The organism is Mesorhizobium sp. M0698, assembly GCF_040320455.1.
Classification (GTDB): Bacteria; Pseudomonadota; Alphaproteobacteria; order Rhizobiales; family Rhizobiaceae; genus Mesorhizobium.
The window spans coordinates 87,144-113,007 of the sequence record NZ_JAMYPQ010000017.1; the positions used below are offsets into that span (position 1 = coordinate 87,144).

Genomic DNA, 25,864 nt, shown 5'->3' on the forward strand with positions numbered 1-25,864 from the left:
CAGCGTCTCAAGGACGCACCGTCCGGCTGTGTGAAAGCATCGCGGCGGTTGACCGGACTCTTGCAATCGGGCGCGGCGGGTTTATGGTTAACCAATCATGAATACGCTGAGCATCGACATCAGGAAAGCCGAACCGCGCGATGCAGCCGCCATCGCCGACGTGCATCTCGAGGCCTGGCGCGGCGCCTATTCGGGCATCATCCCGCACCGCACGCTGACATCGATGATCAACCGCCGCGGCGCCGACTGGTGGGCGAATGCCATTCGCCGCGCTGCCACCGTCCTGGTCGTCGAAATCGGCGGCAAAATTGCCGGCTATGCGACGATCGGCAAGAACCGCGCCCGCGAACTCAGGCAGCAGGGCGAGATCTACGAACTTTACCTGCGGCCGGAATATCAAGGCATCGGGCTCGGCAGCCGGCTGTTCTCGGCCGCGCGGGCACGGCTGGCCGACCATGGCCTGAAAGGCATGGTGGTCTGGGCGCTGGAAGACAATCAGAACGCACTTGCCTTCTATGCCGGCGCCGGCGGCCGCGATGTTGCCGAGGGCGTCGAGATCTTCGAGCAGAAGGCGCTGAAGAAGGTCGCTTTCGTCTGGGAATGACGGCCAGCGCATGATCCGGCCGGTTTTCGGTTCGGACGATCTCCCCGTACCATTCGCCGCATTGCACCATTCGCCGTCGCCCGCTATCGATCTCCAATCGAGAGAGGGATAAAGCGATGCGTATCGAAGCGATTGCCAGCGGAAAGAACCCGCCCGAGGACGTCAACGTCATAATCGAGGTGCCGATCGGCGGCGAGCCGATCAAGTACGAGATGGACAAGGAAGCCGGCACCCTGTTCGTCGACCGCTTCCTGCACACGTCGATGCGTTATCCCGGCAATTACGGTTTCGTACCGCATACGCTGTCGGGCGACGGCGACCCGATCGACGTGCTGGTCTGCAACACGCGCGCGCTGGTGCCAGGCTGCGTCATCAATGTGCGGCCGATCGGCGTGCTGGTGATGGAGGACAATGCGGGCCAGGACGAGAAGGTGATCGCGGTGCCTTCACCCAAGCTGACCTTGCGTTACGAGGACGTCCACGAATACACGCAATTGCCCGACATCACCCGCCAGCAAGTGCAGCACTTTTTCGAGCACTACAAGGATCTCGAACCCGGCAAATGGGTCAAGATCGAAGGCTGGTACGATGCGGCCTATGCCAAGAAGATGATCGTCGAGGCAATCGAGCGGGCCAGGCGCAAGTAATTGTCGGGCGCAAATAATCAGTTGTCGACGCGGCCGAAAGCGGGCGCGTCGCCAAGCACCTCACGCTTGTCCTTGCCGCAGGCGAAGGTGCGTGCCTTCTCGTCGGCAAGCTTGCGCGCCTGATCGTTGGCGGCGGGATTGCCGGTGGCGAGCACAAGGCCGATCGTGCAGCCTTCGTGGGCGTCAGGCTGGGCAACCTTGGCGACGATCAGCACTTCCGTCGACTTGTTCTCGCCCTCGGTATCGCTGATCGAGCGACGATGAATGACGGCGAAGGGAATGGCAGTTTTGCCGTTGGTTTCGATCCGCCATTCGACTTTGGGTCCAGCCGAATTGAGGCCGGAAAAGCTTTCCCAGACCGTGGTCATATCGCCAGGTGGAAAGCCGTAGAACAGCGATTCCCGCGCATCGTCGTAGGAAACCAGCACCGGGTAACCGCGGTAGCCCGAACAGGCGAGATCGGCCCAGTCCCCGTCGCCTTCTTCCGCTTGGGCATAGGTGACGCAGTCCTTCTCCCAATCGAGATCGGTATAGACGCTGGATATGTCGCCGGCCCGGGCCGCCTGGCAGAAACCGGCGAGGGCAAGCGGGATCAAGAGAGCGCGCATGGCGGAACAACTCAGTTCGGGGGGCGCAGCGTACCGTCAAATTTAGCAGCAGCCTAGAGGAAGTCAGGCTGCGCACAGTGGTCTGGTAAAACGGAACACTATTTCTTCAAACTTGCCTCTATCAGAAGATCGGCGTTGCGGGCCACCGACTGCGCCGGTCCGCCGGCACCGAACAGCTGGCCGCTAATATAGGCGCCCTCGATCAGCAGCAGCAGCCCGTCGCCCAGCGTCTCGGCGTCGCCGGCGCCCATCGCCGCCGCCATGGCACGCAAGCGCCGGCGCAATTCCTGCTTGTTGGCCTCACTCACGACGCGGGCCGGATGGCCAGGTTCGGGATATTCGACCGCGGCATTGGTCATGCCGCAGCCGCGATAGTCGGGCTTTTGCGTGCGCTTGCCGACGCGGGTCAGGAAAGCGACGATCTGCGCGCGCGGATCGCCGGGATGGGCATCCACCGCCTCGTCGAAACGCTCCCAGAATTCGAGGTCATAGTGCCGGAGGTAGGATGCGGCCAGCTCATCCTTGGACGGAAAGCTGCGGTAGAGGCTGGGCTTGGTGACGCCGGCACGCCGCACGATCTCGTCGACGCCGATCGCCCTGATGCCTTGCCGGTAGAACAGGTCTCGCGCCACCTGGAGAATCCGTTCGGCGGCGCGAGGCGGGGGTGCGTCATTCGCCTTGATCGTTGGTTCAATGCTTTTCATGCCTGGTCTGCCGGTTAGCTGGTTGACAATGTTACCGGTCGGTACGTATGTTTCGCGCTCCCGCAACGTACCGGTCAGTAACATGATAGCTCAATCCCGCCCGTTTGGCCAGCGCTACGCTTTCGTAGTGGTCGCCGTCATCTTCCTTTGCCTGCTGATCGCAGCGGGCCTGCGTTCGGCGCCGGCAGTCATGATGCTGCCGCTGGAGAACAGTTTCGGCTGGCGGCGCGACGTGGTGTCGCTGGCGGCGGCCACCGGCATCTTCCTCTATGGCCTGACCGGGCCGTTTGCCGCGGCGCTGATGGAGCGGATCGGGCTGCGCCGCACCTTGCTTGCCGCGCTGCTGTTGATGTCGGGATCGACCGCGCTCAGCCTGTTGATGACCAAACCGTGGCATCTGCTCCTCACCTGGGGCGTGTTTTCCGGCGTCAGCTCGGGCGCCGTCGCCACCGTGCTCGGCGCGACCATCGTCAACCGCTGGTTCAAGACCAATCGCGGCTTGGTGATGGGACTGATGTCGGCGTCCAGTGCCACCGGGCTGCTGGTCTTCCTGCCGCTGCTCGCCTCGCTCGCCCAGTCGGGCGGCTGGAGGCCGGTTGTCATCGCGGTCTCGGTTGCCACCGCCTGCCTGCTGCCGCTGGTCTATATGCTGGTGCCGGAGCGCCCGGCGTCGATCGGCATGGTCCGCTATGGCGCCGATGCCGACGACGTGCCGCCGGTGCCGCCAGCCTCGCAAGGCAATTTCCTTTCGCACACGCTGAGCACGCTGCGCCGCGCCGCCGGCACGCGCGTGTTCTGGTATCTGTTCGCCACTTTCTTCGTCTGCGGCTTCACCACCAACGGGTTGGTCGGCACTCACCTGATCGCCTTTTGCGGCGATATGGGCATTGGCGAAGTGCAGGCTGCAGGCCTGCTCTCGATGATGGGCATCTTCGATCTTATCGGCACGACGCTGTCGGGCTGGCTCACCGACCGTTTCGACCCGCGCAAGCTGCTCGGCGTCTATTACGGTATTCGCGGCCTGTCGCTGATCTATTTGCCCTATTCCGGCTTCTCGGCGACCAGCCTGATCATCTTCGCCGTGTTTTACGGACTGGACTGGATCGCCACGGTGCCGCCGACGCTCAGGCTTTCCAACGAGGCGTTCGGCGACCGCAGCGGGCCGATCGTCTTCGGCTGGATCGTCGCTGGCCATCAGGTGGGTGCGGCAACCGCCGCCTTCTTCGGCGGCACCATGCGCGAACTGCAAGGCAATTATGAACTGGCCTTCATGATAGCAGGCATGACGGCAATAGCCGCCGCCTGCATCTCGCTGCTGATCAACACCAGCCGCCCGGCGTTTGATCCGGAACCGCAGGCGGCGTAGGGCGCGATCGGCCGTGCTAATCTCCCCCCTTGAGGGGGAGATGGCCGCGAAGCGGCCAGAGGGGGTCGGTCCGACTGGGCTCGGCCCCTTATCGCCGATGCAGGAGGCCGGCGCTCCGCGCGAGACGACCCCCTCTGTCGCCTTCGGCGACATCTCCCCCTCGAGGAGGGAGATTCGCCAGCCTGTTCACTGTTACGAAACCTTCATCGTTTCGAAATGTGCCTGAAACATTGAAGCTGGAGCTTGGCGGCGACGTTCAATGCCATCCAGGAGACAGCCATGAACAAGATTTCGATGACGCGGCGCGCTTTCGTCACGTCGGCCAGCGCCGTTGGCCTGGTCGGCGCCTCGGGCCTCGCCCTTCCCTATTACTCGCGCGCCAATCAGCGCCCGGCGTTCACCCATGGCATCCAGTCCGGCGACGTCGACGCCACCAGCGGCATGGTCTGGACACGCACCGACCGGCCGTCACGCGTCATGTTCGAGGTGTCGCCGACCGAAAGCTTCACCAATGCCGTCCGCCTGGCGCCGCTCGATACCTCGCCGGCCAGCGATTATACGGTGAAGCGGCTGCTTACCGATCTCGCCTCCGACCAGGACATCTTCTACCGCATGGTCGCGGCCGATCTTGCCGACATCAACGCCGTTTCCGAGCCGGTCGTCGGCCGCTTTCGCACGGCACCTGCCTCGAAGCGCGACATTCGCTTTGCCTGGTCGGGCGACACCGCCGGCCAAGGTTGGGGCATCGACGAGACCGGCATGAAGACCTACGCCACCATTGCCAAGCACACGCCCGACTTCTTCCTGCATTCGGGCGATACGATCTATGCCGATGGTGCGATGAAGGACGAGGTCGACCTGCCCAACGGCGGCAAGTGGAAAAACAAAGTGCTGATCGACGAGAAGCGCAAGGTTGCCGAGACGCTGGACGAATACCGGGCGCAGTGGAAATACAACATGATGGACAGGCATGTGCTGGCGCTCAGCGCCATCTGTCCGACCTTCTATCAGTGGGATGACCACGAGGTGCTGAACAACTGGTCGGAATCGAAGGACCTGAGCGCCGACGATCGCTACACTGAAAAATCCATCCATGTGCTGGCGGCACGTGCGGCGCGCGCCTTCCACGAAATGACGACGATCCGTTACGAGCCGTCGGAGCCGGGCCGCGTCTACCGCAAGATCGCCTATGGTCCGCTGCTCGACGTGTTCTTCCTCGACATGCGTTCCTACCGCGGCCCCAACGGTCCGGATATGCAGGAGACGATGACGCCGCAATCGCGCATCCTCGGTGAACAGCAGATCAAGTGGCTGAAGCGTGAACTGGCGAATTCCAACGCAACCTGGAAAATCATCGCCGCCGACATGCCGCTCGGCCTCGTCGTCTGGAACGACGGCACCAAGAAGGTAGGGGCCGAGGCGGTCAGCAATGGCGACAATGGCCCGGCCAAAGGGCGTGAGCTGGAAATTGCCGACCTTCTTCGCTATATAAAGAATGCGGGTATCAGCAACACTGTCTGGCTCACCGCAGACGTGCATTACACAGCCGCGCATTACTACAATCCGGACAAGGCGCAGTTCCAGGACTTCAATCCGTTTTGGGAATTCGTTTCGGGTCCGATCCATTCCGGCACGTTCGGGCCTAATGGTTTCGATATGACATTCGGCCCGGAGCTGAAGTTCATAAAGGCACCAACTGCCGAACAGGGTCAAAACCTGGCGCCTTCGGCCGGCCTGCAGTTCTTCGGGCTCGTCGAAATCGATGGCGCCACCGAGCAGTTGACGGTGCGGCTGATGGATCGCGACGACAGCGAACTCTACAAGGTCACGCTCGATCCGGTGCGGTCGGCGTGAGCGACGGCGCCACTACCCTCGGGCCAGCCCGAGGGTAGGACGTATATCAATCGGGATAGCAGACGACGGGAATGTTGGGCCAGACGGCGCTGTCGCATCCGGCATTTTGCTGCCGCTGCTTGAAGGCGGCGCTGACCGGCCCGGTCACCACCGGATCGACGCCATCGGGAGCATCGGCAAAAAGCTGCTCCGCCGACGGCTTGTCGGACGGCAAAGCAGACCGCGTCTCCTTGAACGACGCCGCCGACTGCGCCGCGCCGGCCGCGAGGAGGACGGCGAGCGCGGTACATGCCAAAATCGGCCGGAGTTTGATGCCTATCTCGATCATGAAATTCGAACTGTCCGGACCATGAAAGGTTCCGCCTTGGTTAATAATTCCACTTCACACCAAGACATTTAAGATTTGGTGACTTTATTTGGTGGCTCGCCTCCTCTTTCGCAATTGCGAAAAACCCTGTATGAGCCGCCCAACCGAAAGAGGCAGCGCCTTTTGGCCTGCTGCCTGCAACGCTCCCGAGACCGAAACATGAAAATCCGCAATATCGCGATCATCGCGCACGTCGACCATGGAAAAACCACCCTCGTCGACCAGCTTCTGAAACAGTCCGGCTCGTTCCGCGACAACCAGCGCGTCGCCGAGCGCGCCATGGATTCGAACGACCTCGAAAAGGAACGCGGCATCACCATCCTGGCCAAGGCGACCTCGGTCGACTGGAAGGACACCCGAATCAACATCGTCGACACGCCCGGCCACGCCGACTTCGGCGGCGAGGTCGAGCGCATTCTGTCGATGGTGGATTCGGCCATCGTGCTGGTCGACGCCGCAGAGGGGCCGATGCCGCAGACCAAATTCGTGGTCGGCAAGGCACTCAAGGTTGGACTGAAGCCGATCGTCGTCATCAACAAGATCGACCGGCCAGATGCCCGCCACGTCGAAGTGGTCAACGAGGTGTTCGATCTTTTTGCAGCACTTGACGCTACCGACGAGCAGCTCGACTTCCCTATCCTTTATGGTTCAGGCCGCGACGGCTGGGTTTCGGAAAACCCCGAAGGTCCGAAGGACCAGGCTCTGGCGCCGCTGTTCGACCTCGTCATCAAGCACGTGCCGGCGCCGACCGTTCATCCCGGCCCGTTCCGCATGATCGGTACCATCCTGGAAGCCAATCCGTTCCTCGGCCGCATCATCACCGGCCGTATCGAATCCGGCACGCTGAAATCCAACCAGGCGGTCAAGGTGCTGCACCATGACGGCACCCAGGTCGAAACCGGCCGAATCTCGAAGATCCTCGCTTTCCGAGGGCTCGAGCGCCAGCCCATCGACGAGGCGCAGGCGGGCGACATCGTCGCTATTGCCGGCCTGTCGAAGGGCACCGTCGCCGACACGTTCTGCGACCCGTCGGTGACCGAACCGCTGCATGCGCAGCCGATCGATCCGCCGACCGTGACGATGTCGTTCCTGGTCAATGATTCCCCGCTGGCCGGCACCGAAGGCGACAAGGTGACCAGCCGCGTCATCCGCGACCGCCTGCTGCGCGAGGCTGAAGGCAATGTCGCGCTGAAGATCGAGGAATCGCCGGACAAGGATTCGTTCTTCGTCTCCGGCCGCGGCGAATTGCAGTTGGCCGTGCTGATCGAGACGATGCGCCGCGAAGGTTTTGAGATCGCCGTGTCGCGGCCGCGCGTCGTCATGCAGAAGGGCGACAGCGGCGAATTACTGGAGCCGGTCGAGGAAGTCGTCATCGACGTCGACGAGGAGCATGCCGGCGTCGTCGTGCAGAAGATGTCGGAGCGCAAGGCCGAGATGGTCGAGCTTCGCCCTTCGGGCGGCAATCGCCAGCGCATCGTCTTCCACGCACCGACGCGCGGCCTGATCGGCTACCAGTCGGAACTGTTGACCGACACGCGCGGCACCGCTGTGATGAACCGGCTGTTCCATGCCTATGAACCTTACAAGGGTGAGCTGCCGGGCCGTACCAACGGCGTGCTGATCTCCAATGAACAGGGTGAATCGGTGGCGTACGCCATGTGGAACCTGGAAGACCGCGGCCCGATGGTCATCGACCCCGGCGTCAAGGTCTATCAGGGCATGATCATCGGCATCCATTCCAGGGACAACGACCTCGAAGTCAACGTGCTCAAGGGCAAGAAGCTGACCAACATCCGCGCCGCCGGCAAGGACGAGGCGGTGAAGCTGACACCGCCGATCCGCATGACGCTGGAACGCGCGCTGGCCTGGATCCAGGACGACGAGCTGGTCGAAGTGACGCCGAAGACCATCCGCCTGCGCAAGCTCTATCTCGATCCGAACGAGCGCAAGCGTTTTGAGAAGTCGGCGAAAGTGGTCGGCGCGGCGTAAAAGGCAATACCGCGCAATGAGCGGTAAACTCGTCACGGCTGTCATATACGACAATCGACCCGAGGCCGAAGTTTGCGTGTCGATGCTCGACGCGTATGGAATTTATGCTCTCGCGAATTATCTTCTCGACACGGGCAGGCTTGGCTTGATCCATGTGCAAGTCGCCGACAGCGATCTCGATGCGGCCAAGGGTTTGATTGGCTCGGCCTCCAAAGAGGGCGACTGACCCTTGGCCGTAACTGTCTCTGATTACGGATTCCCTTGCCGTCGCCTCATCCACCTGCAGCCGAAATGATTTCGTCCCGGTCTGGTTCGCCAGACAGGTGGATCCGGATCGCCGTTCCCGCCCGCGCCGGCCGGCGCAAGGCTTTGGCCCCGTCCGGACCAATGACCAGCAATCGTTTCTCTTCCCAAACCTGAAGCCGCGATCGCGAGACACCGAGTTCGCTGGCCAGCAACCGATCGAGCCGCAGCGTTGTCGGCATTTCGAGCCAGAGCTGAAGTTCGAGAGCGCTGGTATTTCCCGGCCTGTCCCCGAGCACCTGCTTATGAACGATGGCTTCAGGAAACTCCTCGACGCGCCCGATCCTGCTTCGCAATGCGGCAACATCGAAAGCATGGCGCCGCGCCAGGACCGGATCATTGCTTTCGAGCGCCTGCAATATTGCCGGTTCGATATCGCGGCGGCTGCAGCGCTCCAGAATGCCGAAATTCCAGGAATTGTCGCAGTCGATGCAGCGGTAGATCAACCAGGCGTCAATGCGCTTGCCGTTGGCATTGACCCGGAATTTGCCGCTGCAGCGATAGGCTTTCAGGCCGCCGCAGCGATTGCAGTTGAGGTGAGGTCGAGGTGCGGTCTTGGGTGTGATCGCCCAGCGGATACGCAGTATCGAAGGCATGCCGAAAAGCCCTTCCCGTCGGGAAGTTCGTCAGATCGGCGATATCGAGAACCCTTGCGGGCACGGCGTGGCGAGAGACTGCGGCAGTTGGAAATCAGGTGTCGCGGGTGGTTATGCGCGACAGCGGTTCAGCAGTGCCAAACCGGCCTCGAACCGCCACCCGAGGAACACATGATGTGAAAACAGGCATCGCGGCTGCGACGCCCTGCTCTGTGTTGGGGGAGTTGACGAGACCGGCGGTTACGCAGGCAAAGTGAAGCTCGGAAAGGATTTCGGAACGACATCTCTAGCCGTGAGGTGCCTGGCCGACAAGCCTTCTTTCGGTAGACGCTACCGTCGCCGGAACAGTTGGGTTATGTTGAACGACCCAAACATTTCAAACGAGACCGCGTCATGCATTTCACGTCGCTGCTGATTTTTGCCGGCGCCCTGCTTGTTGCAGCCGGCTCGCCCGGCCCATCGATCGCCGCTCTTGTGGCGCGGGTCATCTCGAAAGGGTTTCGCGACGTGTTTCCGTTCCTGCTTGCCATGTGGATCGGCGAAGCGATCTGGCTGTCCCTGGCGGTGTTTGGCCTCGCCGTGGTGGCGCAGACGTTCCATTTTGCCTTTGTCGTCGTGAAGTGGGTCGGCGTCGCCTATCTCGCCTGGCTGGCCTGGAAGATGTGGACCGCGCCGGTCGAGGCAAAAGAAGGTTCGCTGCCGCGCGAAGATTCGCCCACCAAGCTGTTCTTTGCCGGCATGGCGGTGACGCTCGGCAACCCGAAGATCATGATGTTCTACCTGGCGCTGCTGCCGACCATCATCGACCTCGGTTCGGTCAGCATGATCGGCTGGGTCGAGCTGACCGCGACCATGGCCGTTGTCCTGGTCGCTATCGATTTGACCTGGGTGCTCGCCGCATCACAGGCGCGCAAGCTGCTCAAAAGCAAGCGGGCGATGAAGATCGCCAACCGCGTCAGCGCCGGAACCATGGCCGGCGCTGCGGCGGCTATCGCGGCGCGGTCCTGAGCCGGCGCGTCAACCCATTTCGATTATCGGCGCAATCTCGACGCTGAAACCCGGGTCCGTCAGGATAGGACAATCCTTGGCTTTGCCGACGGCATCGTCGATGTCTTTCGCTTCGATGATGGTGTAACCGGCGGTCGGATTGCTACCGCCATTGTTCTCGACCTTGCCGCCGGGCAGCAGGGTCTTCGACATGCCGACTGGATTGCCACCGTCGACCACGGCTGAGCCAAGCTTGCCGTACCAGCCGTTCCAGGCATCCATCGCTGCCTTCCGTTCGGCCTCCTCGGTCGGCATCTTGCCCGAGCCATGATAGACGTAGAGAAATTTCGCCATGTTCTCCTCCTTTGATCGGCGGCATCGAACCGGCATGCGGTCATGCCGCATGCCGATCATCGGACCAAACCGGCAAACAAGCAACGAGAATGCGAAGTAGCTAATATAATGTGCGGTTGGCTCGCAACGGCGGTGCCCTATCGCGCCATCGCATGGTATTCATCGTTCGGCCGCATGTCGATTGCCGATGCAAGCCGGTTCGACATGTTGAAGAACGCCGCGGTCGAGGCGACGTCCCAGATGTCGCGGTCGGAAAAGCCGACTTGCCGCAGCGCCGCCCGGTCCGCTTCGACGATCTTTGCCGGCTGCCCGGTCAGCTTCACCGCGAATTCGAGCATGGCGCGTTGCCTGTCCGACAGCTCGGCGGCGCGAAAATTCATCACCATCATCTCGCCGAAGGCCGGGTCGCCGGAAAGCTGGCGCACCGCCGCGCCATGCGCGACCAGGCAATAGTAGCAATGGTTGACCGACGAGACGGCCACCGCGATCATCTCGCGCTCGAGTTTCGACAGGCCGGATTCACCCAGCATCAAATCATTGTACATGTCGGTGAAAGCGCGCAGCTTCTTCTCGTCGAAGGCATAGGCGAGCAGCACATTGGGAACGAGGCCGAGCTTCTCCCGGCACTTGGCGAAATAGGCCTTGGTCGCGTCGCTCAGCTCCGCCGGTGCCAGGTCAAGCGCGGTAATTTTCTCCGTCATGGCGGATTTCTCCTCGTTTTCGCCAGGCTGCCGGTGAATTCCGACATTTCGTCGCAAGCCGTCAAACCTTTGTCGCCAAATACCCGTCATCTGTTAGCATAGCCGCAAAAACATGTGACGGGAGGGACTCATGGCCAGCGTAAAGTCAGCGAGCCGGTTGAAAAAAGCCGGCGTGACGAGGGGTGAAGCCGCGGGTGGCGAAAAGCCCGGCAGGCTTGCCGACTACCTGCTGGCCCGAGCTCCGGCCGAAGATGTCGCCGCCTACGACGTCATCGATCTCGAACGCGCTGCCGAACTCGCCGGCCGCGCAGTGTCCAGGCACAAGAAGGACGACTGCGTCGTTGCCATAGACGTCGATTCCGGTGTCGTCCGCCAGGGCCGGCCGATGACGGTGATCACCGTCGTCAACGACAACATGCCGTTCCTGTTCGATTCCGTCCTCGGCGAGATTACAGAAAGCGCCGGCGAGCCGCTGCTGGTTACCCATCCGGTCATAGTCGTCAGGCACGGCAAGAACGGCGTCGACGAAATCCTCGGCGATGGCGGTTATGCCAAGGGCGACCACAGCCATGACCGACTGAGCGTCATCCATGTCCATATCGGCCGCCTTTCGGCCGAGCAGGCCGAAGGCCTGGCCGCACGCCTGACGAAGCTGCTCGGCCAGGTGCGAGCCGCCGTCACCGACTGGAAGCCGATGCTTGCCCGCCTCGACCAGGCGATCTCGGAATTCCGCTACTCGCCAGTGCCGCTCGACAAGGCCCATGTCACCGAGGCGATCGCCTTCCTCGAATGGCTGCGCGACGACAATTTCACCTTTCTCGGCATGCGCGAATTCAACTACACTGGCGGCGAGACGAGCGGCATGCTCGAGCGCGCCGAAAAGCCCGGCCTCGGCATCCTTTCCGATCCCGACGTGCTGGTGCTCAGGCGCGGCACCGAAGCGGTGAGCACGACGCCGGAAATCCGTGCCTTCCTGCATGGGCCGGAACCGCTGATCGTCACCAAGGCCAACGCCAAGTCATCGGTGCACCGCCGCATCTACCTCGACTACATTGGCGTCAAGACCTACACCGGCAAAGGCGTGCTTTCAGGCGAGCTCCGTATCGTCGGCCTGTTCACCTCGACTGCCTATACGCGCTCGGTGATGAAAATCCCCTACCTGCGCTCGAAGGCGGAAACCGTCATTGCCAAATCCGGCTTCAATCCAAGCGACCATTCCGGCAAAGCTTTGATCAACGTGCTGGAGAGCTATCCGCGCGACGAGCTGTTCCAGGTTCCGGTGCCGATCCTGCGCAAGCATGCCGAAGCCATACTGGGCTTGATCGAGCGACCGCGCGTCAGGGCATTGGTGCGTGTCGACCAGTTCGACCGCTTCGTCTCCGTGCTCGTCTTCGTGCCGCGCGACCGCTACGACAGCGTCGTGCGCGAGAAGATCGGCACCTATCTGAAGACCGTCTTCGAAGGCCGGCTGTCGGCCTATTATCCGGCCTTCCCGGAAGGCGGGCTGGCGCGCGTCCATTTCATCATCGGCCGCTCCGGCGGCAAGACGCCGAAGGTCGAGCAGGCGACGATCGAGGCGGCGATCCGCGACATCGTACGGACGTGGGACGATGCACTGCGCGGGACCGCGACAGAGACCGGCGCCGATGCGAGACTCACGGCCATCGCCTCGCGTTTTTCGGAAAGTTATCGCGACAGTTTTCCGCCGGCCGTGGCGCTGGCCGATGCCGGGCGCATCGCCAAGCTCGATGCGTCAAATCCGATCGCCATCGACTATTACCGTCACACCGTCCAGAAGCCGCATCAGGCGGCGCTGAAGATCTATCACCATGGCAGCCCGGTGGCGCTGTCGCGGCGCGTGCCCGTGCTGGAAAACATCGGTTTCCGCGTCATCAGCGAGCGCACTTTCGAGGTCGGCGACATTCAATCCGGCATGGTCTTCATCCACGACATGGAACTCGAGAACAGCTACGGCAGGCCGATCGACCTCGGCAATGGCGGCGCGCTGTTCGAGGATGCGTTCCTTTCCGTCTGGCGCGGCGATGTCGACAATGACGGCTATAACGGCCTTGCCCAGACCGCCGGCCTGTGGTCGGGCGAGATCACCGTCCTGCGCGCCTATGGCCGCTATCTGCAGCAGGCCGGCATCCCGCAGAGCCAGGATTTCATCGCCGCCGCACTCAACCGTTATCCCGAGATCGCCCGCGGCCTGCATGCGCTGTTTGTCGCCCGCCTCAGCCCGACGGCCGAGACGGAAGGCGTCGTTCAGGCCAAACATCTGAAAGCCAAGATCACGGATGCGCTGGAAGACGTTCCCAACATTGACGACGACACCATCATCCGCCGTTATCTGAATCTGATCGAAGCCTCGCTGCGCACCAATCATTTCGTTGCCGATACGAAACGGAAAGGCCAATCGCTGGCGATCAAGCTCGATTCGCAATCGGTCGACGGGCTGCCGGCGCCGCGGCCATGGCGGGAGATCTTCGTCTACGGCTCCGAGGTCGAGGGTGTGCATCTGCGCTTCGGCCCGGTCGCGCGCGGCGGCCTGCGCTGGTCGGACCGTGCGCAGGACTATCGCACCGAGGTGCTCGGCCTGGTCAAGGCACAGCAGGTCAAGAATGCGGTGATCGTGCCGGTTGGCGCCAAGGGCGGCTTCTACCCGAAAAAGCTGCCGATGAGCGCCGGGCGCGACGCAATTTTCGAGGCCGGCACGGCCGCCTACAAGAATTACGTTTCCAGCCTGTTGTCGATCACCGACAATATCGGGCTGGACGGCGTCATCCCGCCAGCCGGCGTCGTGCGGCGCGATCAGGATGATCCGTATTTCGTCGTCGCCGCGGACAAGGGCACGGCGACCTTCTCGGACATTGCCAACGCCATCAGCGAAAGGCACGGCTTCTGGCTCGACGACGCTTTCGCCAGCGGCGGTTCGGCCGGCTACGACCACAAGAAGATGGGCATCACCGCCAAGGGCGCCTGGGAAGCGGTCAAGCGGCATTTCCGCGAGATGAACCGCGACATCCAAACCACGCCGTTCACCGCCATCGGCGTTGGCGACATGTCAGGTGACGTGTTCGGCAACGGCATGCTGCTGTCGGAGCAGACCCGGCTGATCGCCGCCTTCGATCATCGCGACATCTTCATCGATCCCGATCCCGACATGGCGGCTTCGATGGCCGAGCGCCGGCGTATGTTCGCTCTCGCCCGCTCAAGCTGGCAGGATTACGACAAGACGAAGCTGTCCGAAGGCGGCATCATCGTCTCGCGCAGCCAGAAGTCGATCACCTTGCCGGCCGCCGCGGCTGCAGCTATCGGCCTCGGCAAGACAACGGCCACGCCGGTCGAGATCATGAGTGCCATCCTCAAGGCGCCGGCAGATCTTTTGTGGTTCGGCGGCATCGGCACCTATGTCAGGGCATCGGGCGAGACCAACCAGGACGTCGGCGACCGTGCCAATGACGCGATCCGCATCACCGCGCTCGACCTGCGTGCCAAGGTCATCGGTGAAGGCGCCAATCTCGGCGTCACGCAGCGGGCGCGCATCGAATTCGGATTGAATGGCGGCCGCTGCAACTCAGATGCGATCGACAATTCGGGCGGCGTGAACTGCTCAGACGTCGAGGTCAACATCAAGATCGCGCTGGCTTCCGCCATGCGAAAGGGATCGCTGACGCGGCCGTCGCGCAACAAATTGCTGGCCGAGATGACCGACGAGGTCAGCGCCCTGGTGCTGTCCAACAATTACCAGCAGACGCTGGCGCTGTCCCTTGCTCGCAAGCGCGGCCTTGCCGACATTGCCCATCAGAGCCGCTTCATGGAGGCGCTCGAGGCGCGCGGGCTGCTCGACCGTGCCGTCGAGACGCTGCCGTCGCCGGCGGCTGTTGCCGAGCGCGAAGCGCGCGGCGAGCCGCTCACCCGGGCCGAGCTCGGCGTGCTGCTTGCCTATGCCAAGATCGTGCTGTTTTCCGATATCGTCGCCAGCGACGTGCCGGACGATCCGCATTTCGACCGCGACCTGATGGGTTACTTTCCCGACGGCATGGCAAAGAAATATGCGGCGGAAATCCACGGCCATCGCCTGCGCCGCGAGATCATCGCCCGTGTCGTCGCCAATGATCTGGTCAATCGCGGCGGCCCGTCCTTCGTCAACAGGCTGCAGGAAGCGACCGGGCGCAGTGCCGCCGATGTCGTGCGCACCTTCGCCGTGGTGCGGGATGGCTTTGCACTGCCGGCGCTCTATCGCCAGATCGACGCGCTCGACAACCAGATCGACGGACAGATCCAGCTCGACCTCTATCAGGCGGTCAGCCGGCTGATCTATGTGACGAGCGGCTGGTACCTGAAGAACGATGCCGGCACTGCACTGCTCGGGCAGCGGATTGCCGAGTTGCAGGATGCGCGCAAGGCGCTTGAGCCGAAGCTCGTTTCGCTGCTGCCGGCCTTCTCGCGCGAGCGGATCGAGGAGCGGCGGCACAGCCTGTCGAAGGGCGGCGCGCCCGAGAGCCTTGCCGAGCAACTGGCGTTGACCGATGTGGCGGAACTCATCCCCGACATAGCGCTGACGGCGCGGACGGCAAATGCCGGCATCGTCGCTGCCGCCAAGGCGTTTTTTGCAGTCAGTGATGTCTTCCGCATACCGCGCGTCGAAGATGCGGCACGCTCGATCACGCCCTCGGATTATTACGATCAACTGGCGCTTTCCCGCGCCACCGACACGATCGGCGCGGCCAGGCGCGGCATCGCCGTGGCGGCACTCACCAGTCATGCCGAGGCGGCGGATCCGGTGTCGGCATGGTTGGAGGCCGGCGGCGAACGGGTCGGACGCATCCGCGAGCGGTTGCAGGCGCTGACCGAGGGCGGCGACATCACCGTGTCGCGGCTGTCGGTGGCATCCGGCCTGATGAGTGATCTGACGCAGCTGTGAGACGTCTTCCATATCGCGCGGGATTGCCGGGAAGAACTGCGCTATAGAGCGAACGGCGCCCTGCTTTGGGGGGCGCCGGAGCATGATCCCAAAAAGTGACGATCGGCTTTTGGACAAGATCGTGCTCAACAAGAAGACGGAGCGTCATTCCGATTCGATCGGCATGGAGCAAGCTCCAGCGGAGGGGACATGGCTGAGATGGCAGTGCAGCGGGCATCGGGACGCGGCATCTGGGGATGGATGCTGTTCGACTGGGCGGCACAGCCGTTTTTCACGGTCGTTACCACCTTCATCTTCGGTCCTTATTTCGTCTCGCGCATGGCCAGCAATCCGGAGACCGGGCAAGCGGCCTGGGGCTACGGCATTGCCGCCGCCGGCCTCGTCATTGCCGTTTTGTCGCCGGTCCTCGGCTCGATCGCCGATCAGACCGGACCACGCAAACCGTGGATAGCCCTCTTCGCCGCGGTTAAAATCACCTGCCTCACCCTGCTGTGGTTCGCCGCGCCCGGCTCTAATCTTTTTCTGGTCGTGGCGTTGTTCTCGCTGGCGTCGGTCGCGGCGGAATTCTCGACTGTGTTCAATGATTCGATGATGCCCCGCCTGGTGCCGAAGAGCGACATCGGCAGGATCTCGAACATGGCCTGGGGACTCGGCTATCTCGGCGGCATGATCGCACTGATCTTCGTCGTTACCGTCATGGCCGGCTCGCCTGAAACCGGCAAGACCGTCGTTGGGCTCGACCCGATCTTCGGCCTCGACCCCAGGCTCGGCGAGGACGCGCGCGCTACCGGGCCGTTGTCGGCGGCCTGGTATTTCCTGTTCATCCTGCCGATGTTCCTCTTCACGCCTGATGCGATCAAAGGCATTCCAATCGGGCCGGCGGTGCGCGAGGGACTATCGGAACTGAAATCGACGCTGGCCGAAGTGCGCAAGCGCAGCGGCATTTTTCGCTTTCTCGTCGCCCGTATGATCTATCAGGACGGCGTCAACGCACTGCTGGCGCTGGGCGGAACGTTTGCGGCGGCAATGTTCCATTGGTCGATTACCGAGATCGGCCTGTTCGGTATCATCCTCAACGTCGTTGCCATCGTCGGCTGCCTGGTTGCCGCACGCCTCGACACAGCGCTGGGTTCCAAGACCATAGTGATGATTTCGCTGGTCATGCTGAGCATTGCCACGATCGGCATCGTTTCGACCGGCCCGGGCTATACGCTGTTCGGCGCCTGGGTGATGCCCGGACTGGACGGCGGCGGATTGTTCGGCACGGCGGCGGAAAAAGCCTACATTTTCTACGGCCTGCTGATCGGGCTTGCCTTCGGGCCGGTGCAGGCATCGTCGCGCTCCTACATGGCGCGCAGCGTCACCGCAGCCGAATCGGGGCGCTATTTCGGCATCTATGCGCTGGCTGGCCGGGCAACCAGTTTTGCCGCACCCTTCATGGTGGCCACGATCACCCTGGCCAGCGGCTCGGCGCGGCTCGGCATGGCGGCGATCGTGCTGTTCCTTGGCGCCGGCATGGCGATCCTGATCGGGACGCCCTATCCGGCGGATCGGCCGGCGGAGTGAGCTGCTCTTGCCTTCTCCCACAGCGGGAGGGTAACGCGTTCAATGCCGGAAATGCCTCACTCCGGTGAAGACCATGGCAATGCCGTGAGCGTCGGCGGCGGCGATGACATCGTCGTCGCGCATCGAGCCGCCGGGCTGGATGACGGCTGTGGCGCCGGCTTCGATTGCCGACAAAAGCCCATCCGCGAACGGGAAAAAGGCATCCGAGGCGACGACCGAGCCCCTGGTCAAAGGCTCCGTCAGGCCGGCAGCCTCGGCGGCGTCGAGCGCCTTGCGCGCCGCGATGCGCGAGGAATCGACCCGGCTCATCTGGCCAGCGCCGATGCCGACCGTAGCGCCATCCCTGGCATAGACGATGGCGTTCGACTTGACGTGCTTTGCCACGCGAAAAGCGAATTTCAGATCGGCCAATTCGGCCGGCGTCGGAGCGCGCCTGGTCACCACTTTCAGCTCGAGGTCATCCACCACCGCGTTGTCGCGGCCCTGGACCAGCAAACCGCCAGCAACCGATTTCAAGCCAAGGCCCGCCGCGCGCGGGTCGGGCAGGCCGCCGGTGACCAGCAGGCGTAGGTTCTTCTTGGCGGCAATGATGCGGACTGCTTGTTCGGACGCCTCCGGTGCGATGATCACTTCGGTAAAGGTCTTGACGATCTCTTCGGCGGTTCCGGCATCGAGGATGCGGTTCATGGCGACGATGCCGCCGAAGGCCGAGACCGGGTCGCAGGCCAGCGCCTTGGCATAGGCCGCCTGCAGCGAAGCGTCCTCAGCGACGCCGCACGGGTTGGCGTGCTTGATGATGGCAATTGCTGCGGAGCGCGACGGGTCGAACTCGCCGACCAGCTCGAAGGCAGCGTCGGTGTCGTTGATGTTGTTGTAGGAAAGCTGCTTGCCCTGAAGCTGGCGCGCCGTGGCGACGCCCGGCCGCCTGTCGCCGTTGACATAGAAGCCGGCGCCCTGATGCGGGTTTTCGCCATAGCGCATCACCGACTGCAGCTTGCCGCCGAAGGCGCGCCATGTCGGATGCTCGATCTCAAGCGCCTCGGCGAACCATCCCGAGATCGCCGCATCGTAGGTGGCGGTGCGGGCAAAGGCCTTGGCTGCCAGCTTCTTGCGGAAATCCAGCGACAACGACCCGAAATTCATCTCCAGCGCGTTGAGCACCGAGGCATAGTCATCGGGATCGGTGACGATGCCGACATAGGCGTGGTTCTTGGCCGAGGCACGGATCATCGCCGGGCCGCCGATGTCGATGTTCTCGACGATCGCCGCGTAGTCGGCGCCGGAGCGACGCACCTCTTCGAACGGATAGAGATTGGAGACGACGAGATCGATCGGCTCGATGCCGTGGTCGCGCATCGCTGCGGCGTGCTCGGGATCGTCGCGCACGCCAAGCAGTGCGCCATGCACCGACGGGTGCAGCGTCTTGACGCGGCCGTCCATGATCTCGGGAAAGCCGGTGAGCTCGGACACGTCGCGCACCGCCATGCCGGCCTCGGCAAGGGCCCTCGCGGTGCCGCCGGTCGAGACTAGCTCGACGCCGGCCGAAGCCAGCGCCCTGGCGAAATCGATCAGGCCGGTCTTATCAAAGACGGAAAGGAGCGCGCGACGGATGGGTACAAGGTCGGGCGCGGGAATGTTCTTGGCGGCGACGGCCATGGGCTGGCGGCCTTTCCAGTTCTGGTTGGAGAGCGTCCGCGGGCCGTAGCATATGAGGCCCGGAAATCAAGCCGCAAGACTTGATCAGTGTCTGCCGTTGCCACCGGCTTCAGCTTTTTCCGGACGGCCGGCGATAATGGTGCGCGTCAATTGCCAGTGGACCTCGGAAATTTCCGAGGCCTTGAACGCAAGCACGATCTGGCGGCTGCGGCGCGGGCCGCCAAGCCCTGCGAAATAGATCGATTCCTCGACCTCGGGCACCACTTCGGTAGAGGTAAACACCCAGGTGTCGGCATGGTCGGCGGCCAGCACCAGACGGTCATGCTCATCCTGGAGCAGCCTTATATCGGGATGGACATGGAAACGCACCGTGACGAAGTCACGGCCATTGTTGCGGATAGAAGCGCCGCCCGGGCGCAGGAAACATTCCTTGCCGGCAAGCACATTGCCTTCGGTCGATAATTTCAGCTCGCGCTCATGCAGGAAGCCGAAGCGCGCCACATAGCCGTCATGGCGGGCGATGAAGCCCTGGCTGCCCTTCTGGTCGGTGCGCTTGCAAGGCACATGCTGCGGCCCGCCGATCAAAGGCGTGCCGAGCAGGTCGTTGACGCGCAAGGAGTGATTGAAGCGCGCCGACGACGTGTCGTTGATGGTGGCGGTCGAGTGGGCGGCGGTGGCGCGGGCAAGCGGCCGGAACTCGGCGGCGCCATAAGTATCTATTCCGGCGTTGACGATATAGTGCTGGCGGCCCGACGACAATTCGAAGGCGAGGCATCCGGCGTGAGCGGCATTGGATACGTCGACGGGGGGCGGCGGGCCGGTATCGGCGATCACAGTGACACCGCCCATCGACAGGCGCTCATAACCCGAATGCGGCGCGTGCAGCAACGGTGCGCCGGCGGTGTCGTCGTGATGCAGGATGCTGGCGATACGGTCGTGAATGGTGGCGCCCATGCCGTTGAAGCGGGCAAGGCTGCCGTCCTGATGGCGAAAGAAGCGCAGTGCCGGCAGCATCCGGTCGATGGCTCCGATCAGGGCGGCCGGCGGCGTCTCGGCCTGATTGGCGTATGTCTGGCGCAACGGCAGAAGGTCGGCGAGGATTTCAAGCACGGTCATCGGATTACGCGAGATATGGCCGCCGTCAGGCAGGATCTGGCGGTCGAGCTCCTCGGCGAGATTGCGGGTAGCACCGCGTAGCGCCGAGGCCGGCGCCGGCAGCGACAAAGCGGCAAAGGCCAGCGCAATGCGGGCGCGCAGCCTGTCCTTGCCGTCCGGCATCTCGCGCACCATGGCGCGCAGATAGCGGATCTGGACGGCGAGCGATTTCAAGAACGCGCGGTAGAACGGAAATTCGGCGCCCTGCAACACGATCGAGGAATGCTGCAGCCAGGCAATGACACGCTTGGCCGTCGTGCCGGGCTCCCAGGCGACGCCGGAAATATGGCTGCCATGGATTGCAATCCAGTCGGAAACCAACGCCCGCGCGTTGGCGGCGGCGAGCTCGGTACCGGCGGCACGCATATGGCGCAGCCAGCGAAAGCCATGCAGCGTTTTTTGCCAGCCGGGATTGGGCACGTCGATCTGGAAGGGCGATTTGCCGCCGGTCTCGACCAGATGCCCCGAAAGCGGATAGCGGCCGTAATAGATCTCGAGCGCGATCTGAGGATCGGCGAGCCGCAGGTCCGGTGGGGCGATCAGGACGCGCTCCGGCGTGCGGCCTGAGTAGCGCCAGCGATAGAGTGGCCCGGCGCGCAAGCGCCGGCGCGTCTTGCGCCAGAACTCCCTCGCGACAAGCGTCCACAGACGCGTCGTGTTACCGGCAGCGATTGCCAAAACCCCTCCTGATCGTCCTCACCCAAGCACAAGTTTATATGATTCAAGAACTTGTGCGAAGGCGAATTCCGCGGCAGTGGGGCCGTTCAGCCTGTTTTCCATGCCTCCTCGCCCCATGAAGCCGGACGGCACTTCAAGATCGGCCCTTAGCCGGCTCTGCGCATGCGGGCGGCGAAGAAGCCGTCCAGCCCGGAGCGGCCCGGCGAGCCTAGCTCCAGATCGGCAGGCGTGGTGCGCAACGTGCCTTGCGGCGTCAGAAACGGGTCGATGCCGGCGATCTCACCCGGCCGAAGCGGGTCGTCGACAATCTCCGCATTGCCGGCGAGAAAGTCGCGATAGAGCTCTTCGCCTTCCAGCGGATCGAGCGAACAGTTGGAAAAGACGATGCGTCCACCAGGCTTGACCAGGGTGACGGCGCGGGCAAGCAGCCGGCGTTGCAGGTCGGCCAGTTTTTCGACGTCGGCCGCCGTCTTCGTCCAGGGAACGTCGGGATGCCGCCGCACCGTCCCGGTCGAAGAGCATGGTGGGTCGAGGAGGACGGCGTCGAAGAGGTCCTTCGGCTCGTATTTGAGCAGATCGGCCTGGACGATCTCGGCGGCCAGACCGAGCCGTTCGAGGTTCTGCGTCAGCCGTGCCAGCCGCGTTTTGGACATGTCGAGCGCGGTGACGTGGGCGCCGGCGAGGATCAGCTGGGCGGTCTTGCCGCCCGGCGCGGCACAGAGGTCGGCGATTCGCAAACCATTGATGTCGCCGAACAGCCGGGCCGGCAGGCTGGCCGCTGCATCCTGAACCCACCAGGCGCCTTCCCCAAAGCCGGGCAGTTCGGTCACGGAAGCGCTGAGCTTTTCCACCCGCACCGTGCCGGTCGGCAAGACAAAGCCGCCGAGCCGTTCGGCCCACAGCGCCGGGTCCGACTTGACCGAGAAATCGACCGGTGCCTCATGGCGATGGGCGAGCAGTATCTGCCTGGCCTTGTCGAGGCCGTAGACCGTTTTCAAACGGTCGGAAAACCATTTTGGCGCCTCGTCGGTAGCGGCACGTGCTGCGGCGAGCTCGTCCTGCTTGGCCCGCGCCAGCGTGCGCAGCACGCCGTTGACGAGGCCGGAAAAGCGCGCCGTGCGCGGATCGGACTTGGCGTGTGTCACGGCGAGGTCGACGGCGGCGCTGTCGGGAACATCGAGGAACAGGATCTGCGCTGCCGCCACATGCAAAATGTGCGAAAGCGCCGTGGCGTTGGGCGGCAGCGGCTTTTCCAGGCGACGGGCCAAAAGGCCTGATATGGTCATGCGGTAGCGCAGGGCGGTGACCAGAATGGCGCGCACCAAGGCGCGGTCGCGCAGGTCGAGCGCCTTGTACTGCGGATGGCCGTTCTCTTGGTCGGTCAGCCCGTCGAGCGGCGTCCTCGCGTCTATAACCGCGGCAAGCAGGCGGGCGGCGGCCTGGCGCGGGGCGAGGCCGGCTACGGCCGCGCCGCTCGAATTGTGTTCACGATCGCCTGAAATTCCGTGCCGGCGCTTCGCTGAACTCACGACCACGGACCTTTGGGGCCGGTCGGATTGCGTCCCCAGGGATTGGGTCTCGGCTTGGCCGGCTCAGCCGGCCTCTCGGGCCGCGCGGCCCTGTCCCACGGACCAGACGGCTGCTGCCCGGTCCCTTCCGGCGCCGGCCTTGGCGTCGCGGCCGCTTCGGGTGCGCCGGCCATTTCGCTCGCCATCCTCTGCAACGCGGCGATGCGGTTTTCTGTGCTCGGGTGAGTGGAAAACAAACTGTCCATGCGCTCGCCGGAAAGAGGATTGATGATGAAGAGATGGGCGGTTGCCGGATTGCGCTCGGCATCCGGGTTGCGGATGCGTTCGGCGCCCCGCGCGATCTTGTCAAGTGCCGAGGCGAGCCACAGCGGGTGTCCACAGATTTCGGCACCGCGCCGGTCGGCCTCATATTCGCGGGTGCGGCTCACCGCCATCTGCACGATCATGGCGGCCAGGGGCGCGACTATCATCGCCACCAGCACGCCGACGATGCCAAAGGAATTGTTATTGTCGCGGTTGCCGCCGAAAAAGAAGGCGAAATTGCCGAGCATCGAAATTGCGCCGGCAAAGGTGGCGACGATCGTCATGGTCAGCGTATCGCGGTGCTGCACATGGGCGAGCTCGTGTGCCATCACCGCCGCGACTTCTTCATGCGATAGCCGCTCGAGCAGGCCGGTGCTGGCGGCGACAGCGGCATTTTGCGGATTGCGGCCGGTGGCGAAGGCATTGGGCTGCGGATTGTCGATGAGATAGGTTCTCGGCATCGGCAGGCCGGCACGTTGCGCGAGACCCTTCACGATGGCGTAATATTCAGGCGCGTTGCGTTCGTCGACTTCGATCGCACGGTGCATCGACAGCACCATCTTGTCGGCGTTCCAATAGCTGAACAAATTGGTGCCGGCGGCGATCAGCAACGCGATCATCATGCCGCCGGATCCGCCGATGAGATAGCCGACACCCATGAACAGGGCCGTCATTGCGGCCAAAAGCATGGCGGTGCGAAGGGTGTTCATCGTCTGCTCCGTTCTGGCCCAACAAAGGGGTCGATCCTTGTGGGCCCATCGCTATATGATGGGAAACAGCGGTTCCCGTTTCAATCGGGGCCTGTTTCAATCTAGCGGAAGATCGCATGATCGACAAAACCAGCCAAACGCATGCTAACGGCTCGCCGCAAAAGCCGCTGACCCCGGCAGCCAGGCGCGCCTTGGTCGAGGCCGAGGCCCGGCGGGAGAAATATCGCGAGCAGGAAGCCACGCTGCCGAGGGAGATGGGCGGGCGCGGCGGCAAGGAGCCTGGCCGCTATGGCGACTGGGAGGTCAAGGGCCTGACCAGCGACTTTTAGCCCAGGCAGGGTGCTAGTCAAACAGGCAGCGCGGCCCGCTCCACTCCGATGGCAATCCAGCCGCTGGAATCGACGGCGATGCCGATCGCGTCATAGCCGGCGATGGTGGCATGCGGCGTCTCCAACGGATGCCGGTGCGTGGCGCTGATCACCACGACCGCAGCGCCCGCGGCTTCGGCCGCCGCTATGCCGGCCGGCGCGTCCTCGAAGACGAGGCAGTCGCCCACATCGACGCCGAGCCGTTCGGCCGCCAGCCGGAAGCAGTCGGGCGCCGGCTTGCCGCGCGATACATCCTCCGCCGCAACAATCACGGCGGGAGCCGGAATACCCGCGGCCTGCAGGCGCAGCAGGGCGAGCTCGCGCGGTGCCGAAGTGGCGATCGCCCAGCTTCCAGGCGGCAGCGACGCCAGGAAGGCCGCGGCGCCGGCAATCGGGCGAATGCCCTCGACATCGGCCGCCTCGGCCTGCAAAAGCGAATCGGCTTCGCGGGCAGGATCGACGCCTGGGAGCGCCAGCCGGCCGATGGTCTCGATCGCCCGCACGCCGTGGATGGTCGGCAGGAATGCGGCGACGTCAAGACCTTGCCGATGCGCCCACGCTGCCCAGACCCTTTCCGCTGCGGCGATCGAATTGAGAATCGTGCCGTCCATATCGAACAGGAAGGCCGCGAATTTTCTGCCTGCAAACATCGGTTTCCCGGGGTCATCTTGGAGGGATTATTTCGAAAGACGCGTGTCAATCGACCGTAACGTTGCCGCGTCCGTATGGGAAGCCGCGAGGCGTCGTTTTTGACGACCACAAGGAACCGCCACGCACTGTCCCGCGTTGATCGGCACTATCTTCCATGACGATCGCAGGGGAGGGCGATGCTGATTCGGCTCGGCTATGAAATTGCCATTGAATGCGTTGCAGCAACGCCGGTCGTTTCATTGCTCGATATCCACGGGGATCGCCAGGCCGACATCAAGCGGCAGACGCGCGTGCTGACCTCGCCGTCGGTCCCGACCAGGGTCTACCACGACCTTTTCGGCAATAGCTGCCGCCGCTTCACGGCGCCGGCCGGAAGCTTTCGCATCCTTTATGACGCGGTGGTCGAGGACAGCGGCGAGACGGACGAAGTCAACACGCTGGCGAGAGAAGTCCCGGTTGCCGAATTGCCGGACGAGGTGCTCGGCTATCTGCTCGGCAGCCGTTACTGCGAGACCGACCATCTCGGCGACCTGGCCTGGCAACTTTTCGGCCAGCTTCCACCGGGCTGGGCGCGGGTGCAGGCCATCGTCGACTATGTCCACAACCGCCTGTCCTTCGGCTACGGCTATGCGCGCTCGACCCGCACGGCGGCGCAGGCGCATGAGGAACGCGTCGGCGTCTGCCGCGACTTTGCCCATCTGGCGATCACGCTCTGCCGCTGCATGAACATCCCGGCCCGCTACGTGAACGGCTATCTCGGCGATATCGGCGTGCCCGCCGATCCGGCGCCGATGGATTTCTCGGCGTGGGTGGAAGTGTTCCTCGACGGCAGGTGGTACACTTTCGATCCTCGCCACAATGTGCCGAGGATCGGCCGCGTCGTCATCGCCCGCGGCCGCGACGCCACCGACGTGCCGCTGCTGCACAGTTTTGGCCCGCATCGGCTCACCCTGTTCAAGGTCTGGACGCACGAGCAGGAAGGTAATCTGTTCAAGCCGCCTTGTCGTGGCGTCGACAAGACGGTCAGCGCACGGATGCTGGCCTAGTCTTTCGGGACACATTCACAGTCCGTGTTTCCATTTCCCGCCACCGCGATCGTGCTGAACCGGTTCGATACATCTCGTCTGTACCGGATTGGGACGCAGTCCAGTCGTCCTGAATTGCGAGCCTGTTCGTGGTAAGCGCTTTGTCGACAAAGCCGTGCCGGCGCAGCTTTCGTTTACCCTCTGTTTACCCTGCCG

General features: G+C 63.4%; 22 protein-coding genes. 11 read left to right on the forward strand and 11 right to left on the reverse strand.

Translation table 11 applies throughout. From position 1 onward, the window contains the following. Positions 1-97 precede the first annotated feature (97 nt). Both NKI16_RS26390 and ppa read left to right on the forward strand, forming a co-directional pair. Entirely contained in the window at positions 98-604 is a 507-nt protein-coding gene (locus tag NKI16_RS26390; protein WP_023678138.1) for a GNAT family N-acetyltransferase, read from the forward strand. Between the two features lie 116 nt (positions 605-720). Beyond that, positions 721-1,251, forward strand: a complete 531-nt coding sequence (gene ppa / locus NKI16_RS26395; protein ID WP_352451245.1) for an inorganic diphosphatase — start codon at positions 721-723, stop codon at positions 1,249-1,251. A 17-nt stretch (positions 1,252-1,268) separates the two neighbouring features. On the opposite strand, the gene NKI16_RS26400 is transcribed toward ppa, so the two are convergent. Both NKI16_RS26400 and NKI16_RS26405 read right to left on the reverse strand, forming a co-directional pair. Further along, on the reverse strand, positions 1,269-1,859 hold the full coding sequence (locus NKI16_RS26400; RefSeq protein WP_352569497.1) for a hypothetical protein: 591 nt from the start codon (positions 1,857-1,859) through the stop codon (positions 1,269-1,271). Between the two features lie 98 nt (positions 1,860-1,957). Next, positions 1,958-2,563, reverse strand: a complete 606-nt coding sequence (locus NKI16_RS26405; RefSeq protein ID WP_352623027.1) for a TetR/AcrR family transcriptional regulator — start codon at positions 2,561-2,563, stop codon at positions 1,958-1,960. 82 nt (positions 2,564-2,645) lie between these two features. On the opposite strand from NKI16_RS26405, the gene NKI16_RS26410 reads away from it, so the two are divergent. After that, complete coding sequence (locus tag NKI16_RS26410) at positions 2,646-3,929, forward strand: MFS transporter (RefSeq protein WP_352623028.1); 1,284 nt, start codon at positions 2,646-2,648, stop codon at positions 3,927-3,929. 279 nt (positions 3,930-4,208) lie between these two features. Next, on the forward strand, positions 4,209-5,783 hold the full coding sequence (locus NKI16_RS26415; protein ID WP_352594381.1) for an alkaline phosphatase D family protein: 1,575 nt from the start codon (positions 4,209-4,211) through the stop codon (positions 5,781-5,783). A gap of 46 nt (positions 5,784-5,829) precedes the next feature. On the opposite strand, the gene NKI16_RS26420 is transcribed toward NKI16_RS26415, so the two are convergent. Then, positions 5,830-6,111 carry a hypothetical protein gene (locus tag NKI16_RS26420; protein ID WP_352451242.1) on the reverse strand — a complete coding sequence of 94 codons (282 nt, stop codon included), beginning with the start codon at positions 6,109-6,111 and terminating at the stop codon, positions 5,830-5,832. Between the two features lie 198 nt (positions 6,112-6,309). Here NKI16_RS26420 and typA point away from each other — a divergent pair, with 198 nt between their 5' ends. After that, entirely contained in the window at positions 6,310-8,139 is a 1,830-nt protein-coding gene (gene typA / locus NKI16_RS26425) for a translational GTPase TypA (RefSeq protein WP_023678130.1), read from the forward strand. A 16-nt stretch (positions 8,140-8,155) separates the two neighbouring features. Continuing rightward, the gene (locus NKI16_RS26430; protein WP_352474675.1) at positions 8,156-8,365 is read left to right on the forward strand and encodes a hypothetical protein; all 210 of its coding nucleotides are present in this window, start codon (positions 8,156-8,158) and stop codon (positions 8,363-8,365) included. A 46-nt stretch (positions 8,366-8,411) separates the two neighbouring features. On the opposite strand, the gene NKI16_RS26435 is transcribed toward NKI16_RS26430, so the two are convergent. Beyond that, positions 8,412-9,038 carry a DUF1062 domain-containing protein gene (locus tag NKI16_RS26435; protein WP_352474673.1) on the reverse strand — a complete coding sequence of 209 codons (627 nt, stop codon included), beginning with the start codon at positions 9,036-9,038 and terminating at the stop codon, positions 8,412-8,414. A 393-nt stretch (positions 9,039-9,431) separates the two neighbouring features. On the opposite strand from NKI16_RS26435, the gene NKI16_RS26440 reads away from it, so the two are divergent. Further along, the gene (locus NKI16_RS26440) at positions 9,432-10,046 is read left to right on the forward strand and encodes a LysE family translocator (protein WP_352458079.1); all 615 of its coding nucleotides are present in this window, start codon (positions 9,432-9,434) and stop codon (positions 10,044-10,046) included. A 9-nt stretch (positions 10,047-10,055) separates the two neighbouring features. Here the strand turns inward: NKI16_RS26440 and NKI16_RS26445 are convergent, their stop codons facing one another. After that, positions 10,056-10,379 (reverse strand): YciI family protein, encoded by a 324-nt coding sequence (locus NKI16_RS26445; protein ID WP_023678126.1) that lies wholly within the window; start codon positions 10,377-10,379, stop codon positions 10,056-10,058. Between the two features lie 137 nt (positions 10,380-10,516). Further along, positions 10,517-11,080: a peroxidase-related enzyme gene (locus NKI16_RS26450; RefSeq protein WP_352681815.1), complete on the reverse strand. Its 564-nt coding sequence runs from the start codon at positions 11,078-11,080 to the stop codon at positions 10,517-10,519. 130 nt (positions 11,081-11,210) lie between these two features. Here NKI16_RS26450 and NKI16_RS26455 point away from each other — a divergent pair, with 130 nt between their 5' ends. Both NKI16_RS26455 and NKI16_RS26460 read left to right on the forward strand, forming a co-directional pair. Further along, a complete protein-coding gene (locus NKI16_RS26455; RefSeq protein ID WP_352782347.1) occupies positions 11,211-16,007 on the forward strand; it encodes an NAD-glutamate dehydrogenase in 4,797 nt (1,598 codons plus the stop codon). 189 nt (positions 16,008-16,196) lie between these two features. Next, entirely contained in the window at positions 16,197-17,573 is a 1,377-nt protein-coding gene (locus NKI16_RS26460) for an MFS transporter (protein ID WP_352636913.1), read from the forward strand. Between the two features lie 39 nt (positions 17,574-17,612). Here NKI16_RS26460 and purH read toward each other — a convergent pair whose 3' ends face one another. From purH to htpX, 4 genes are all read right to left on the reverse strand, one after another. Then, positions 17,613-19,229, reverse strand: coding sequence for a bifunctional phosphoribosylaminoimidazolecarboxamide formyltransferase/IMP cyclohydrolase (purH, locus tag NKI16_RS26465; RefSeq protein ID WP_352636911.1), 1,617 nt, complete (start codon positions 19,227-19,229; stop codon positions 17,613-17,615). 84 nt (positions 19,230-19,313) lie between these two features. After that, a complete protein-coding gene (locus NKI16_RS26470) occupies positions 19,314-21,062 on the reverse strand; it encodes a heparinase II/III family protein (RefSeq protein ID WP_352782349.1) in 1,749 nt (582 codons plus the stop codon). 146 nt (positions 21,063-21,208) lie between these two features. After that, complete coding sequence (locus NKI16_RS26475) at positions 21,209-22,597, reverse strand: RsmB/NOP family class I SAM-dependent RNA methyltransferase (RefSeq protein ID WP_352923882.1); 1,389 nt, start codon at positions 22,595-22,597, stop codon at positions 21,209-21,211. Then, positions 22,588-23,604 (reverse strand): zinc metalloprotease HtpX, encoded by a 1,017-nt coding sequence (htpX, locus tag NKI16_RS26480; RefSeq protein ID WP_023678119.1) that lies wholly within the window; start codon positions 23,602-23,604, stop codon positions 22,588-22,590. The genes NKI16_RS26475 and htpX overlap by 10 nt, the downstream gene beginning before the upstream one ends. Before the next feature lie 116 nt (positions 23,605-23,720). Between htpX and NKI16_RS26485 the strand changes: the two genes are divergently transcribed. Then, positions 23,721-23,933: a DUF1674 domain-containing protein gene (locus NKI16_RS26485; protein ID WP_023678118.1), complete on the forward strand. Its 213-nt coding sequence runs from the start codon at positions 23,721-23,723 to the stop codon at positions 23,931-23,933. A 17-nt stretch (positions 23,934-23,950) separates the two neighbouring features. Here NKI16_RS26485 and NKI16_RS26490 read toward each other — a convergent pair whose 3' ends face one another. After that, positions 23,951-24,622 carry an HAD-IA family hydrolase gene (locus NKI16_RS26490; RefSeq protein ID WP_023678117.1) on the reverse strand — a complete coding sequence of 224 codons (672 nt, stop codon included), beginning with the start codon at positions 24,620-24,622 and terminating at the stop codon, positions 23,951-23,953. Between the two features lie 177 nt (positions 24,623-24,799). Between NKI16_RS26490 and NKI16_RS26495 the strand changes: the two genes are divergently transcribed. Continuing rightward, positions 24,800-25,669 carry a transglutaminase-like domain-containing protein gene (locus NKI16_RS26495; protein WP_023678116.1) on the forward strand — a complete coding sequence of 290 codons (870 nt, stop codon included), beginning with the start codon at positions 24,800-24,802 and terminating at the stop codon, positions 25,667-25,669. The last annotated feature ends 195 nt before the right edge of the window (positions 25,670-25,864 follow it).